General features: G+C 73.8%; 13 protein-coding genes. 8 read left to right on the top strand and 5 right to left on the bottom strand.

What is annotated here, in order from left to right; genetic code table 11:
- The first annotated feature begins 64 nt into the window (after positions 1–64).
- The 7 genes from ACFVSN_RS39215 (at position 65) to ACFVSN_RS39185 (ending at position 9,631) form a co-directional block, all read left to right on the top strand.
- Positions 65–1,423: a hypothetical protein gene (locus ACFVSN_RS39215; protein WP_387958134.1), complete on the top strand. Its 1,359-nt coding sequence runs from the start codon at positions 65–67 to the stop codon at positions 1,421–1,423.
- A gap of 40 nt (positions 1,424–1,463) precedes the next feature.
- Positions 1,464–2,438, top strand: coding sequence for a zinc-binding dehydrogenase (locus ACFVSN_RS39210; RefSeq protein ID WP_387958132.1), 975 nt, complete (start codon positions 1,464–1,466; stop codon positions 2,436–2,438).
- Positions 2,439–2,602: 164 nt separating this feature from the next.
- Complete coding sequence (locus tag ACFVSN_RS39205) at positions 2,603–4,552, top strand: ATP-binding cassette domain-containing protein (protein ID WP_387958130.1); 1,950 nt, start codon at positions 2,603–2,605, stop codon at positions 4,550–4,552.
- Complete coding sequence (locus tag ACFVSN_RS39200) at positions 4,549–6,333, top strand: ABC transporter ATP-binding protein (RefSeq protein WP_387958128.1); 1,785 nt, start codon at positions 4,549–4,551, stop codon at positions 6,331–6,333. Before ACFVSN_RS39205 ends, ACFVSN_RS39200 begins: the two co-directional genes overlap by 4 nt.
- Positions 6,334–6,398: 65 nt before the next feature.
- Positions 6,399–7,871, top strand: coding sequence for a M20/M25/M40 family metallo-hydrolase (locus ACFVSN_RS39195; protein ID WP_387958126.1), 1,473 nt, complete (start codon positions 6,399–6,401; stop codon positions 7,869–7,871).
- A gap of 174 nt (positions 7,872–8,045) precedes the next feature.
- Entirely contained in the window at positions 8,046–8,384 is a 339-nt protein-coding gene (locus ACFVSN_RS39190; protein ID WP_359959702.1) for a YciI family protein, read from the top strand.
- Positions 8,385–8,386: 2 nt separating this feature from the next.
- A complete protein-coding gene (locus ACFVSN_RS39185; RefSeq protein ID WP_387958124.1) occupies positions 8,387–9,631 on the top strand; it encodes an RNA polymerase sigma factor in 1,245 nt (414 codons plus the stop codon).
- 48 nt (positions 9,632–9,679) lie between these two features.
- On the opposite strand, the gene ACFVSN_RS39180 is transcribed toward ACFVSN_RS39185, so the two are convergent.
- Together ACFVSN_RS39180 and ACFVSN_RS39175 are read right to left on the bottom strand one after the other, a co-directional pair.
- A complete protein-coding gene (locus ACFVSN_RS39180) occupies positions 9,680–9,856 on the bottom strand; it encodes a response regulator transcription factor (RefSeq protein WP_387958122.1) in 177 nt (58 codons plus the stop codon).
- The gene (locus ACFVSN_RS39175; protein ID WP_387958119.1) at positions 9,829–12,468 is read right to left on the bottom strand and encodes an ATP-binding protein; all 2,640 of its coding nucleotides are present in this window, start codon (positions 12,466–12,468) and stop codon (positions 9,829–9,831) included. The genes ACFVSN_RS39180 and ACFVSN_RS39175 overlap by 28 nt, the downstream gene beginning before the upstream one ends.
- 135 nt (positions 12,469–12,603) lie before the next feature.
- Between ACFVSN_RS39175 and ACFVSN_RS39170 the strand changes: the two genes are divergently transcribed.
- Positions 12,604–13,161 carry a TetR family transcriptional regulator gene (locus tag ACFVSN_RS39170; RefSeq protein ID WP_387958117.1) on the top strand — a complete coding sequence of 186 codons (558 nt, stop codon included), beginning with the start codon at positions 12,604–12,606 and terminating at the stop codon, positions 13,159–13,161.
- A 72-nt stretch (positions 13,162–13,233) separates the two neighbouring features.
- Here ACFVSN_RS39170 and ACFVSN_RS39165 read toward each other — a convergent pair whose 3' ends face one another.
- The 3 genes from ACFVSN_RS39165 to ACFVSN_RS39155 form a co-directional block, all read right to left on the bottom strand.
- Positions 13,234–13,641: an SgcJ/EcaC family oxidoreductase gene (locus tag ACFVSN_RS39165; protein ID WP_380445429.1), complete on the bottom strand. Its 408-nt coding sequence runs from the start codon at positions 13,639–13,641 to the stop codon at positions 13,234–13,236.
- Between the two features lie 30 nt (positions 13,642–13,671).
- Positions 13,672–14,469: a TIGR03084 family metal-binding protein gene (locus ACFVSN_RS39160; protein ID WP_387958114.1), complete on the bottom strand. Its 798-nt coding sequence runs from the start codon at positions 14,467–14,469 to the stop codon at positions 13,672–13,674.
- A gap of 189 nt (positions 14,470–14,658) precedes the next feature.
- Complete coding sequence (locus ACFVSN_RS39155; RefSeq protein ID WP_387958112.1) at positions 14,659–14,913, bottom strand: hypothetical protein; 255 nt, start codon at positions 14,911–14,913, stop codon at positions 14,659–14,661.
- Positions 14,914–15,018 lie beyond the last annotated feature (105 nt).

Here is a 15,018-nt window from a genome sequence, read left to right as displayed (position 1 = left end):
ACGCCGCACCCCAACGCCGCAGTCCAGCAGCCGACTTCTCAGATTACGGGAGAGGACCCCGCAGATGTCGCAAGTCGTCGAGCTCATCGTCCCCAACAGTGCCGAGTACCACCTGCGCAACCCCGCCCTGAACCTCACCGGTGAGGAGCGCGAGCGGGTGGTGCGCTTCAGCGGCACGTACGAGTGCGAGCACTCGGTCTTCTGGAGCCCCAACCCCCGGGTCCTGGTGCTCCCGCTCGGCTGGAACCGGCAGTGGTTCGACGACATCCACCGGACGCTGGGCCTGGACCCGGCGCCGGTGGTGTCGCCGGCCAGGCGCACCGGGCTGCTGGTGGAGGACTTCCTCAAGGACGGCGACGCGCAGGCGCGGCTGCGCGGGCTGCTGGAGCCGTACGACGCGGTGAAGCTCCAGATCGTCGGCCCGACCGACGAGACGTACCTGCTGGCGGCGCTGGTGCGCGGCTGGGGCAAGTCCGTGGAGCTGGACCACGTCGACGAGGACGCCTACTGGGCGAGCCTCTACCTGGACTCCAAGATCAGCCCGCTGGACCTGGCCCGCGAGCTGCCGGGCATCAACGTCGCCCCGGGCATGGTCGCCGGCAACTGGGTCGAGCTGCGCGGCGGCCTGAAGGCGATGACGGCCCGGTACGGCAAGGTGATCGCCCGGACGCTCTTCGGCGTGGCCGGCGACGGCTCCGGCGTCGTCCGCGACGAGCCGGGCGCCGTCGAGGAGTTCCTGGACAACGCGGGCCGGGACTCCTTCTTCGCGTTCCCGATCCTGATCCAGCGCTTCCAGGAGCACGCCGAGGGCGTCGGCTGCCCGGCCGCGGACATCCTGATCGGCGAGGACGGCGTCGAGGACGTCGTGTGGTGCGCGCTGACCGTCGAGCACGGCTATTCCTTCCGCAGCGTCGACGTCGGCGTCGGCGCGCTGCCGCCGGAGTGGGGCGAGCGGCTCACCCAGGCCGCGCACGAGGTCGGCGCGGCCGCGCACAAGCTGGGCTACCGCGGCTGGATGTGCATCGACTGCGTGGCCGGGGACGACGACCGGCTGTACATCACCGAGATCAACGCCCGGCGCAGCGGCTCGCTGCACGCGGGCGGCCTGCTGCGGCTGTGGGGCGCGGAGAAGGAGCTGACGCTCTCCGCGCACTTCATGCTGCAGGTCGCCGAGGGCACGACGTACGAGGACCACATCCGGCCGGTGTTCGAGAAGCTCTGGGCGGACGGGGTGCGGGCGTACCCGACGAGCGTGCGGGCGCTGCCCTGGCCGGACCCGATCGTCGCGGTCATCGCGGCGGCGCCGACGGCCGCGGAGGCCCAGGCGATCGTCGCCGGGATCAAGGAGGGGATCGACGCGCGGACGGCCGCGGCCGGCCTGACCGCCGCCGCCGACTCCGCCTACGGGCCGGGCAGAGCGTGAGACCGCGGGCGGGTCGCCCGCCGTACAGGGGGAGGTTCTCGTGAGGCTCGGTCGTGAGGTGCACCTGGTGTCCCGGCCCGCGGGCCGCTTCCCGCGGGCCGGGGACACCAGGGTGGTCGAGGTCCCGGTCCCGGAACCGGGCCCCGGCCAGGTCGTCGTCCGCAACCTGTTCATGTCGATCGATCCCGGGCTGGTCCTGCGGATGAACGACCTGAGCACGCTCGACATCCCCGACTTCGCGGTCGGGGCGCCGATGTGGTGCGACGCGATCGGCGAGGTGGTCGACACCGCCGACGAACGGCTGAGCCCCGGGGACGTCGTCTGGCACCGGTTCGGCTTCCGCGACTACGCGGTCGCGGAAGCCGGCGAGTTCCGCCGGGTCGACCCGGACGCGTACCCCTCGCTCACCCACCACCTGTGCTTCGGGCTGACGGCCTACGTCGGCACCGAGGTGGCGCAGATCCGGCCGGGCGACACGTTCTTCGTGTCCAGCGCGGCCGGTGGGGTGGGCAGCATGGCGGGCCAGCTGGCCCGGCTGCGGGGGGCGACCCGGGTGATCGGCTCGGCGGGCACGCCGGAGAAGGTCCGCTACCTCAGGGAGAGCCTCGGCTTCGACGACGCCTTCGACTACCACGAGGGCGTGCGGCCGCGGCTGCCGGAGCTGGACGTGTACTACGACAACGTCGGCGGCGCCCACCTGGAGGCGGCGATCGACGCGATGCGCCCGCGCGGGCGGATCGTCATGGGCGGGCGCAACGAGGAGATCCGCACCGGATCCGCCGAGGGACCGCGCAACATGATGGCCGTGATCGGCAAGCGGCTCGAACTCCTCGGCTACTACACCTTCGACCACCCCGAGCTGTTCCCGGTCTTCGACGAGCGGTTCCCGAAGTGGGTGCGCTCGGGGGAGATCGTCGTCGCCGAGACGGTCGTCGACGGCCTGGAGAACGGCGTGAGCGCCGCCGTCAACCTGATGCACGGCGCGTACGTCGGGAAGGTCGTGCTCCGCATCTGACGGGAGGGCGGGCCCCTCCGGACGGACGCGGTCCGTCCATCCGGCGGGGCCCGGTTCGTCGCAGTGGCAGCAACGGCCAAGGGGGTGGCGGCCGAGACACCCCACCGGAGACACGGAGGAGCGATGGCGAAGGTTCTGGAACGCGGCGCCGGGGAGCGTGCGCGGTGAGCGCCCCGCAGACCGAGGGCGCGGAGAGCACGGCGGCCCGCCTGGTGCGCGAGCGGCTGGAGATCTCGGCGCTGACCCGCCGTGCGGGCGCCGGGCTGATCGCCCTCGACGTGCTCGTCAACGTGCTGCTGGGCGCGCTGCCGGTGGTGTTCGTGATCGCGACGGCGGTGCTGCTGGGCAAGGTGCCGGCGGCGATGGCAGGCGGCTTGGACTCCCCCGCGTGGGACTCGCTGCTCGGTGCGTTCTTCGTGGCCGCGGCGGCCTTCATCGGGCAGCAGGTCGTCGCACCCGTCCGCGAGTCGGTCGGCGAGCTGGTGGCCCGGCGGATCGACGGCGAGGTGATCGACGACGTGATCGCCGCCGCCACCGGCACGACGAGCGTGGGCCCGCTGGAGGACCCGCAGGTCGTGGAGGACCTGCGCACCGCGGCCCGCGAGCTGGAGACCTGGGTGCAGAGCCCGGGCCAGGCCTGCGCCGGCCAGCTCGCCCTGATCGGCCGCTACACCCAACTCGCCGGCTACGCCGGGGTGGTGGGCGCCGTCTTCTCCTGGCTCGCCGCGGCCGGGCTGGTGGTCGCCGTGCTGCTGTTCCGCTACGGGCTGCGCGGCGGGCTGCGCAAGTACGCCGACGTCCGCTTCGAACTCGACGGCGCCGAGCTGAAGAACGACTACCTGCGCGAGCTCGCGATCGCCTCGGGCGCCGCCAAGGAGATCCGCGTCTTCGGCCTGAACGGCTGGCTGCGCGGCTTCTGGGGCTCCTCCTACCGGGAGTGGCTGGTGCCGCTGTGGGCGGCCCGGCGCCGCATCTACCTGTGGCCGTTCGTGTGGTTCACCGCCTGGGGCATGGCGGTGACCGCGACCGTGATGGCCCTCGTGGGGCGCGGCGCGGCCGGTCCCGGCGCCGACCTCACCCTCACCGACTTCGCCCTGGTCGTCACGGCGGCACTCAGCGCGCTCACCCTCGGCGAGTTCTACCGCGAGTCCGACCTGCCGACGGCCGTCGGCATGCACGCCTACGGCGCCACCAAGAGCTTCCTGGGCCGCCTCGCGGCGGAGGAGCCCGCCCGGGCCGCGGCCGTCGAGGTGCCGGAGCCCGCGCACACCATCACCTTCGAGGACGTCTCCTTCCACTACCCCGGCGAGGACCGGGTGATCCTCGACGGCCTGGACCTCACGCTCACCGTCGGGCGGTGCACCGCGCTCGTCGGCCTCAACGGCGCCGGCAAGACGACGCTCGTCAAGCTCCTCGCCCGGCTCTACGAGCCCACGTCCGGCACCATCAAGCTGGACGGCGTCGAAATCCGCAGCTACCCCGTCGAGGCCTGGCGGGCCAAACTCGGCGTCATCTTCCAGGACTTCGCCCGCTACGAGGTCTCCGCCGCCGACAACGTCGCCTTCGGGTCCGTCGCGCACCGCGACGACCGCGCCGGTGTGGAGGCCGTCATCGACGCCGTCGGCCTGCGCGAGGCCCTCGACGGGCTGCCGCGCGGCCTCGACACCCCGCTCGCCCGCCACCTCGACGGCGGCGGCGACCTCTCCGGCGGGCAGTGGCAGCGCGTCGCCCTCGCCCGCGCCCTGTTCGCGCTGCGGCACGGCTCGCCGGTCCTGGTCCTCGACGAGCCCACCGCGAGCCTGGACGTCCGCGCCGAGGCCGGGTTCTTCCGGGAGTTCACCGAACTCTCCCGCGGGGCCACCACGCTGCTGATCTCGCACCGCTTCTCCACCGTCCGCCAGGCCGACCACATCGTCGTGCTGGAGGGCGGCCGGGTCGCCGAGCAGGGAAGCCACGACGAACTCCTCGCCGCCGAGGGCCGCTACGCCCGGCTCTTCCGCCTCCAGGCCGACCGCTTCACGGACGCGGACACCTCCGACGCGGACACCTCCGGGGAAGTCACCTCCGACGACGAGACCACCGAGAGCACCGAAGCAGCCGGGAGCGCACGATGAAGGAGACCCTGTCCGGCACCTGGCGGCTGCTCTCGATCGCCTGGAAGGTCGACTGGCGCAAGACCGTCACCGCGACCGTGCTGATGATGGCCGGCGCCGTCGCCGCCCCCCTGCTCGCCGCCTTCCTCGGCCTCATGACCGACGCCGTCGTCCAGGGCCGCGGCGGCACCGCGGGCGGGTACGGGATCGTCGTCGCGATCCTCGCCGTCGTCACGCTGTCCTTCGGCAACTTCGCCCACGTCGCCTACTTCGAACTCGCCGAACTCGCCGAACAGCACTTCGTCGAGGACCTGATCACCCTCTCCAACGGCTCCGAGGGCATCGAGCACCACGAACGCTCCGACTACGCCGACCTCGTGACCGTCCTCCAGCCCGAGAGCCGGCGCTTCCCGAACGCCTTCCAGGCCCTGTTCAGCCTGTTCGGGCTGATCCTCGCCGTGGTCTTCACCGCCGTCCTGCTCGCCCGGCTCAACCCGCTGCTCCTGCTGCTGCCGCTGGCCGCCGTCCCGCCGCTGATCGCCGGCCGCAAGGCCGAGGCCGTCACCGACCGCGCCAGGACCGCCACCGCCGAGCCCACCCGCATCGCGCTCAACCTCTTCCGGCTCTCCGCCAACGCCCGTTTCGCCGGCGAGCTGCGGGTCTTCCGGATGAGCGACGAACTGCGCCGCCGCCACGCCGAACTGTGGGACACCACCAGCCGCGGCCTGTGGCGCGCCAACACCCGCGCGGCCGCCGTCCGCGCCGGCGGGCAGACCGTCTTCGGCCTCGCCTACATGGGCGCCATGATCCTGGTGATCCGCGAGGCGATCTCCGGTCGCCACGGCGTCGGCGACGTCGTCCTCGTCATCTCGCTCGCCACCCAGGTCAACCGGCAGGTCGCTTCGGCCGTCAACCTCCTCGGCGACCTCCAGCGGATGACCGGCACCCTGCGCCGCATGGACACCATGCGCGACGTCGTCACCCGGGCCGACGCCCCCGCCGCACGGCAGGCACCCCCGGAGCGCTTCACCCGCGGCATCCGGCTGGACGACGTCGACTTCGCCTACCCCGGCACGGACGCCCCGGCCCTGTCCGGCGTCTCGCTCGCCCTGCCGGCCGGCTCCACCGTCGCCGTCATCGGCGAGAACGGCGCCGGCAAGAGCACCCTCGTCAAACTCCTGTGCGGCCTCTACCGCCCCACCCGCGGCCGCATCCTGCTCGACGGCACCGACCTGCGCGACCTGCCCACCGAGGAGTGGCGCGAGCGGATCGCCGCCGGCTTCCAGGACTTCGTCCGCTTCGAGCTGCCCGCCCGCCACACCGTCGGCGTCGGCGACCTGCCCCGGCTCGACGACGACGCGGCCGTCCGCGAGGCCCTCGAAAAGGCCCACGCCACCGACGTCGTCGGCCAGCTGTCCGACGGCCTCGACACCCAGCTCGGCACCAGCTGGACCGAGGGCGCCGAACTCTCCGGCGGCCAGTGGCAGAAGCTCGCCCTCGGCCGGGCCCTGATGCGCGAGGCCCCGCTGCTCCTCGTCCTGGACGAACCCACCTCCGCGCTCGACCCCGAGGCCGAGCACCACCTCTTCGAGCGCTACGCGACCCAGGCCCGCACCCTCGGCGCGTCCACCGGCGCGATCACGCTCCTCGTCTCGCACCGGTTCTCCACCGTGCGCATGGCGGACCTGATCGTCGTCGTCCGCGACGGCCGCGTCGTCGAGACCGGCGACCACGCCACCCTCATGAAGGCCGACGGCCTGTACGCGGAACTCTTCGAACTCCAGGCGCTCGCCTACAAGTAGCCGATCGCGAACGAGCCGGCGCGCCTGGCGACCTCTCCCACACACCCGTTCCCAGGAGGAACCCCTTGCGAAGATGGACCGCCCTGTTCACCACCCTCTTGACGGCGATAGCCCTCGCGGGCGCGGCCACGCCCGCGAGCGCCGACGACGGCGACTCTCCCGACCTCGCCCTCACCAGGGGCGTCACGACCAACGGCATCATGACCCACGTCCGCGCCCTCCAGCGCATCGCCGACCACAACGACGGCCTGCGCGCCTCGGGCACCGACGGGTACGACGCCGCCGCCGACTACGTGGAGCGCACCCTGCGCCACTCCGGCTACGACGTCCAGGAGCAGCAGTTCACCATCCCGTACTACCGGGAACTGAGCCCCGCCGCGCTGACCGAGGTCTCTCCCAACGCCGTCACCATCAAGGCCGACACGTTCGTCTACTCGGGCAGCGCGGACGTGACGGGCACCGTGGTGCCGACGACCAACGTGGTCGTCCCGCCGACGCCCCAGCCGAGTTCGGCCTCCGGCTGCGCCCCCGGGGACTTCCCCCCGGTGCCGGCCGGGGCCGTCCGGATCGCGCTGATCCAGCGCGGCGGCTGCGGCTTCGCGCCGAAGACGGCCAACGCGCAGGCGGCCGGCTACAAGGCCGTGATGATGTTCAACGAGGGCCAGCCGGGCCGTGACGGCGCGCTGACCGGCACGATCGGCGGGCCCACCGGCATCCCGGTGGTCGGCCTCGACTACGCCAGTGGCCTCGCCCTCTACCAGGCGGCCACGTCGAGCACCGGTGCGACCGTCCACCTCGTGACGAACACCGAGCAGAACCCCAACGCGGAGACCCGCAACATCATCGCGGAGACGCGCGGCGGCGACCCGAACCACGTCGTGCTCGTGCACGCCGAGCTCGACGCCCTGCCCAGCGGCCCCGGGATCAACGAGAACGGCACCGGCGTGGCGACGGCCCTGGAGATCGCGCGGCAGCTCGCGCGCCTGCACGTGCCGCCGCACTACAAGGTCCGCTTCGCGTTCTTCGGCGCCGAGGAGACCCGCGCCTTCCGCGACGCCACCGGCGCGGTCGGGCTCCAGGGCTCGCTCCACTACGTCGACACGATCGGCCCGGCCGAGGTGGCCAAGATCTTCGCCGCCGTCCACCTGGACTCGATCGGCTCGCCGAACTACACCCGCTACGTCTTCGACGGCAGCGGACCGGCCGGGTCGGACAAAATCACGAAGCTGTTCACCGACGCGTTCGCCGCGCGCGGCATGGCCACCGATCCGCACCCGCCCACCACGTTCGACGGCGACTCCGACTACGGGCCGCTGATGAACGCGGGCGTCCCGACCAGCGGCCTGTTCGGCGGCGCGGCCGAGGTCAAGACCCCGGACCAGGCCAAGAAGTACGGCGGCACCGCGGGCCAGGAGAACGACCCGTGCTTCCACCAGGCCTGCGACACGATCAAGAACGTCAACCGCACCGCGGTCGGCGACTTCGGCGCCGCGGCCTGGACGGTGGTGCGCGAGCTCGCCGCCAAGGGCCTGAGCTGAGAAGTGTCCCGCACTGTCCAGCCACGTGATTGTCCAGAACCGCTCCCCCTGTTCGTCGTGGGAGTGCGGTGACGGACGGTCCGTTCCGGCCGCCCGGTGCGATCACCGGGCGGCCGGTGCCGGTCCCGCCCTAGAATTCGGTTGCCGCGCGTCCGTCAACCGAGAGTTGGGGTCATGAAGTTCATGCTCTTCGTCTGCGTCGACAAGGCCGCCTACGAGGGCGAGCCGCAGAAGCCGGTCGAGCCCGACGAGCCGATGCCCTGGGCCGACGAGCTCGACGCGGCCGGCATCCGCCTGCACGGCGACGAGCTGAGCCCCTACCACGCCGCCACCACCGTCCGCCTGCGCGGCGGCGAGGTCGTGCTCGGCGACGGCCCGTTCGCGGAGACCAAGGAGGTCATCGCGGGCTACGACATCATCGACTGCGCCGACCTCGAAGAGGCCGTCAAGATCGCCGCCCGCCATCCCGTGGCCGAGTACGGCGTGATCGAGATCCGCCCCTTCCGCGGCTGAGCGTGAACGTCGAGTCCGCCGTCGCGACCACCTTCCGGGCCGAATGGGCCCGGGTGGTCGCGACGCTGATCCGCACCACCGGCGACTGGGACCTCGCCGAGGAGTGCGCCCAGGAGGCCTTCGCCCAGGCGCTCGCCCGCTGGCCGCAGGACGGCGTGCCCGCCCGCCCCGGCGCCTGGATCGTCACCACCGCGCGCAACCGCGCCATCGACCGGCTGCGCCGCCGCAAGGTCGAGGCCGTCAAGCTCCAGCAGGTCGCCGTCGACCTGCGCCACGACGAGGAACGGGCCCCCGCCGAGCCCAACGACATCACCGACGACCGCCTGCGGCTCATGTTCACCTGCTGCCACCCGGCGCTGCCGCTCGTCTCCCGCGTCGCCCTCACCCTGCGCACCCTCGCCGGCCTCACCACCGCCGAGATCGCCCGCGCCTGCCTCGTCTCCGAACAGACCATGGCCAAACGCCTCGTGCGCGGCAAGGAGAAGATCCGCCACTCCGGCATCCCCTACCAGGTGCCCGGCAAGGAACTCCTCCCGCAGCGGCTGCCCGGCGTCCTCGCGGTGCTCTACCTGCTCTTCAACGAGGGCTACGCCGCCTCCACCGGCGCCGACCTGCTGCGGCCCGACCTGTGCGGCGAGGCGATCCGGCTCGTCCGCCTCCTCGCCCGCCTGATGCCCGACCAGCCCGAGGTGCTCGGCCTGGGCGCGCTCATGCTGCTCCACCACGCCCGCCGGGACGCCCGGGTGAACCCCGACGGCGAGCTCGTGCCCCTCGCCGACCAGGACCGCTCGCGCTGGCACCGCGCGGAGATCGACGAGGGCGTCGCCCTGCTGGAGTCGGCCCTGGACCTCGGCGAGGTCGGCCACTACCAGCTCCAGGCCACCATCGCCGCCTGCCACGCGACCGCCCCCTCCGAGGCGGACACCGACTGGTCCGCGATCGCCCACCTCTACGCCCGCCTCGCGGGCCTCGCCGCGTCCCCCGTCGTCGAGCTCAACCGCGCGGTGGCCGTCGCGATGGCCGAGGGCCCGGCGGCCGGCCTGGCCCTGGTCGACGAGCTCGCCGCCGGCCGCGAACTCAGCGGCTACCACCTGCTGCCGGCCGTCCGCGCCGACCTCCTGCGCCGCCTCGAACGCTGGGACGAGGCCGCCCACGCCTACCGCCTCGCCCTCGACCTGGCCACCACCGACACCGAGCGCAAGTACCTGGCCCGCCGCATCGAGGAGGTCGCCGCCGGCACGGGCTGACGTCACGGTGCGGCGAGGCGGCTGTCCAACCTGGTCGGCGTGCCGAGGTCACGGTGTCGCAAGGCGGCCGTCCAGCCTGGTCAGCGCGTCCCGCAGCGCCGCCCTCGTCGTGATGCCCAGCTTGGGGAACGCACGGTAGAGGTGCGCGCCGACGGTGCGGGGTGACAGCCGCATCTGCTCGCCGATCTCCTTGTTCGTCAGGCCCCCGGCGGCCAGGTCCGCCACTCGGCGTTCCTGCCACGTGAGCGCCACCGTCGCGGCGGGCACGGCCGGCGTCCGGGGGACGGCCCCGGCCGCCCGCAGTTCGGCCTGCGCCCGCGCGGCCCAGCCGCCGGCGCCGAGCCGGTCGAGCGCTTCGGCCGCCGGGGCGAGGAACTCGCGGGCCGCAGCGCCGCCCTGGGTGCGGCGCACCGGATCCCGTGGGCCAGCCGGATCCGGGCCAGCTCGAACGGGAACCGGTCGGCGGCCGGGTGCGCGGCGGCGCGCGCGCACATCGCGGCCGCCTCCCCGTCGTCGTCGGCCGTCATCGCCAGGGCGCCGTAGGTGATCAGCGCCAGGCGCGGCGAGATCCCGGGCAGGCCGGCGTCCCGCGCGGCGAGGGCGTGGTCGCGGGCCTGCTCGGCGCGCCCGGTGTGCAGGGCCGCCTCGACGAGGTCGAGCAGGGTCCGCGACGCCTGGTAGGCGTAGGGCCGGAACGCCCCGGGGGCGGTGATGCCGATCGCGTAGAGGAACGCGGTCTCGTAGTCGCCGGCGCTCAGCGCGGTGGTCGCGCCGACGGAGTCGGCGATCTGGGTGAGGAACCCGACGCCGCGCGGTCGGGCCCACGCGTCGACGGCGGCCTGCAGGTCCCGCGCCTCGTCCGCCCGGCCGCGCACGGCGGCCAGTTGGGCCAGGTAGGCGCGCGTCTGGTGGGCGAACAGTCCGTGGCCGCGCTCGACCGCGAGGGCCAGCGCCCGGCGCCCGGTGCGCTCGGCCGCCTCCCAGTGACCGACCGCCAGCTGGTCGAGCATGATCAGGTGCAGCATGACGATGCCGCTGGACGTGGCGCCGGTCTCCAGTTCGCGGTCCACGACGCGCTCCAGGTGGGGGCGCAGCGGTGTCAGGAGGTCGAGGTGGTAGGCCGACACGGCCAGCCGCGTGACGTCCCAGGGGTCCTGGTCGGCCAGGCCGGCCGCGGCCCGTTCGATCGGTCCGGCCCAGCCCGCGCCGTGGCGGACGACGTCGCTCCAGGTGCTGCCGTACATCCGGGCGGGCTCGGTGGCGAGGTCGCCGAGGGAGGCGAGCACCTCGTGGGTGCGCTCCCAGGCGGCGTGGCCGCCGGCGTACTGGCTGACCGCGAGCAGGAGGCTGACCAGGCGGTGGAGCACCTCGTCGTCGGGCCGGCCCGGCGTCTCGTCGCGCAGCTTCTTCACCGCGGCCAGGACCTGACGGTGGGTGGAGCGCACGTCGCCGTCCTGGTAGAGCGCCAGGTAGGCGTTGGCGAGGACGGCGGCCGGGTTCTCGTCCGGCCCGCCGGCCGACGCGGCGAGGGCGAGGCTGCGGGCCTGGCCGAGCCGGTCGGCCTGCCCGGCGACGAACGCCGCGTCGCCGAGCCGCCGGGAGCGGTCGGCGCCGTGCTCGCTCAGCTCGGCGGCGCGGGTCAGCCAGGACACCGCCAAGAGCGCGCCGCCGCGCCGGGTCGCCGAGCGGGCCGCGGTCTCCAGGGCGGCGGCGACGTCCTCGTCGGGGTCGACGGTGGCCGCGGCCAGGTGCGTGGCACACCGCTCCACGTTCTCCCGGTGGACGTGCGCCAGCACCCGGTGGGCGGCGCGGCGCTGGTCGGGGGTGGACAGCTGCACGATGCTCGACCGGACGAGGGGGTGGCGGAAGGCGGGTTCTCCGGTGGCCGGTTCGGCGACCAGCAGGCCGCACGCGAGCGCCTCGTCGACGCCGCGCATGCGGTAGCGCGCGGCCGGGGCCGGGCCGTCGCCCACCCTGGCCGTCGCGCCGTCGAGGGCGCCCGTCAGCAGCTCCGCCCGGACGGAGTCGCCGAGGCGCGCGATGCGGGCGGCGTAGACGTCCTGGATCCGCCGCGGCAGCGGTAGGGCGTGCAGGCCGAGCAGGTCCTCCGGCACGCCGGCGGCGGGGGCCGCCGCGCGGGCGGCCAGGTGGGCGGGCAGCTCCAGCAGGGCCAGGGGGTTGCCGCGGGCCTGGTCCAGCACGAGGCCGCGCAGCCGCGCGTCCAGCTCCGGGTGGTGGCGGGCCAGCAGGCACGCGGCGTCGTCGTCGGCGAGCGCGGCGACGGGCGCCTCGGGCAGCGCGGCCGTGTCGAAGCGGGAGGCCGTGTCGCTGCGGACGGCCACCAGGAGCTTCACGCCGGGGCTGCCGCTCAGCCGGCGGCCGACGAACCCGCACACGTCGGCGCTGGCGTCGTCCAGCCACTGGCCGTCGTCGAGGACCAGCAGCACCGGTCTGCGCGAGGCCGTCGCCGACAGCAGGTTGAGCACGGCGATGCCGAGGGCCATGACGGAGGGCGGCGGGCCGTCCATCCCGCCGAACGCGGCGTCGAGCGCCGCCCGCGCGGCGGCGTCCGGCCGTGCGCCGGCCGGCCGCCCGGCGTCGGGGAGCAGCGGGTAGAGCAGCTGGTGCAGTCCGGCGTACGGCAGTTCGGCCTCCGCCTCGACCCCGGTGGCGCGGACCACCAGCTGACCGTCCGCGGCGGCGAGCCGCCCCGCCAGGTCGAGCAGCGCGCTCTTGCCGACGCCCGCCTCGCCCCTGAGCAGCAGCGCCCGCCCGTCGCCGGCCCGCACGAACGCGGCCAGCCGGGCCCGTTCGCCGTCCCGACCGACCATCACCATGCCCGGTTCCACGCCCGGTTCCCTCCCTGACCCCCCGTGGTCGTTGCCCGCAGCCGTATTCAACTGGACGGTTAGTTGATTACATTGGTGCCGAGGTGGACCTGTCAAGTAACCGGTTAGTTAGGAGCAGGGTGCATGGAGCGCGACGCGGAGGCGACCAAGCGCAGACTCATCGCGGCCGGCCGGGCCGAGTTCGCCGCGTACGGGCTGCACGGCGCCCGCGTCGACCGCATCGCCGCGGCCGCGCAGAGCAACAAGGCGCAGATCTACCACTACTTCGGGAACAAGTCCGGGCTGTTCGACGCCGTCTGGAGCGAGCTGGTCGAACTGATCGTGGTGGGCGTGCCCCTCGACGTGGACGACCTCCCCGGGTTCGCGGCCGGGCTGAGCGACCTCTACGAGGAGCACCCGGACATGCCCCGGATCATCACCTGGCAGCGCCTCGAACACGGGGACGCGCTCAACGACCTCGGGGTCGCCGAGGTCCGCGCCAGGAGCGCCGCCATCGCCGACGCCCAGGCCAGGGGCCTGGTCTCGACCCGCTTCGAGCCGCAGGTGCTGTTCGCCCTGCTCGTCCACCTCGCGATGCTGTGGGCGGCGGCCAACCCCGAGGTGCTCACGGTCATCGACCTGGCCGGCCGCGAGCAGCGCCGGGAGATGATCCGCCGCATCGCCACCGCGATGGTGGAGTAGCGGCTCCGGGCCGCGCGCACACCGAGACGGTCCGCCGACTTTCCGTCAGCGGACCGTCCTGTTCGGGTGTGGCTAGCCCGCGTGGATCGGGGTGTTCTGGTACCCGGCGACGCGCCACTCGCCACCGGACTGGCGGGACAGCATCCACGTCGCACGGATCGCGCGCTCGCGGGCGACCTCCGTCTCCCCCGGGGCGAGGACGCCGCCCTGGGTGACGACGAGGGCGAAGTCGGGCCCGTGGAACTTGGCGGCCAGCGGGTCGCCGGTCACCCGGGTGCCCTTGAACGGGCCCGCGTAGGCCTGGGCCATGAACGTGCGGATGGCCTCGCGGCCCTGCAGGAAGACGTCCCCCGCGAGGATCAGGTGGGCGTCCTCGGTGAAGAGGTCGGCGAAGGCGTCGTGGTCGTGTCCGGCCCACGCGGCGACGATGCGCTGCGGGACCTCGACGGCGGCGGCCTGGTCGGAGGTGAGCTCGGGCATATCGGTTCTCCTCGTCGTGGGTGTGGGGCTCTACCGCTTGGCGAACTGCCCGGGGGTGCGTCCGGACCCGGCCGGGCCGCGGTAGGCCTGGGCGATCTCCAGCCACGCCTGCGCGTCGGCGCCGGTGGCGGTCACCGCCAGGTCGTCGGGGTGGCGGCGGCGGGTGACCAGCAGGCAGAAGTCCTCCGCGGGCCCGCTCACCCGGTCCGTCGCGTCGACCGGGCCGTACGCCCAGAGCGCGCCGGAGGGCGCCGTGATCTCGAACCGGAACTCCTTCTCCGGCGTCGGCAGCTTCCGCGCCTGGTAGCCGAAGTCCCAGACCCTGACGGCGAATTCGACCAGCGGCCGGAGCCGGTCCGTGCGCGGGCGGTCCACGCCGAGCGCGTCCGCGATGTCCTGCCCGTGCCCGAACAGCTCCATCATCCCGGCCGCCGCCAGCACCGGGGCCGGGATCGGCCGCACCAGCCACGGCACCAGCTCGCCGGCCGGCACCTCCGCCAACGCCTTCTCCGCCGCCGCCCGTTCGGCCTGCCACAGCGCGTACAGCCGCTCCGGCGGCTCCGCCAGGTAGGGCAGCAGCGCGGTCTGCACCGCCCCGTCGAAGTCCCCGCCGATCCGCGACACGATCGCCCGGAACGCGTCCGGCGCCGCGGCCGCGGTCCCGGCCATCTTGAAGGTCGCCGCCAGGTGGGCCACCTGGTGGGCGATCGTCCACCCGGGCGCCGGCGTCGGCAGCCCCCACTGCTCCTCGTCCAGGTCCGCGACGAGTCGGTCGATCTCGCCGCCCTCGGCGCCCAGCGCCGCGATCACGTCCTGCGGGTCCGCCATCCTGTGTCCGTCCGTCCTGGTCTCGTCACCGGGGCGCCGGCCATCCGACGAACCGCCGGAGCCGCGCCGCACCGACCGTGCGATCAACGAACTTCAGTATGTCCCGGCCGAGTTGCCCCGCCTTCTCCGATCGTGCGGTGCCCACCGGCAGGCGCACGACCGCCATCGTGGAGCATGTGTGACGACTGATCAGAAGACGAAGTAGCTCGCGCCGAACGTCGTCGCCGACTGGCCCGGGTCCACCTCGGCCGTCACCGGGCCCTGACAGTTCGCCGCCGCGTGGACCAGGACGATGGACGTCGTGTGGTTCTGGATCGAGATCGGCGACCAGGTCGCGTAGCAACCCCGCTGCGGGTTCTGGTGGGGGACGCCGTTCACCACCAGGAGGCCGGTCGCGGCCTCAGCCGGTACGGCGAGGGCGAGGGCACCGGCGGCGGCCAGCACGACGGCTCCAACTAGTACTCCAGCAGGACTTCGACGTTTTGCCTGTTCAGAGGGCTGCGCGGTGGAGTGTAGCGGGCTGCTGCTCGATCAGGGGCGATCTTCATT

It is taken from the genome of Kitasatospora sp. NPDC057904 (genome assembly GCF_042887925.1).
GTDB lineage: Bacteria > Actinomycetota > Actinomycetes > Streptomycetales > Streptomycetaceae > Kitasatospora.
The sequence above is the reverse complement of the archived record's forward strand: the minus strand, read 5'-3'. Positions and strand labels throughout refer to the sequence as shown.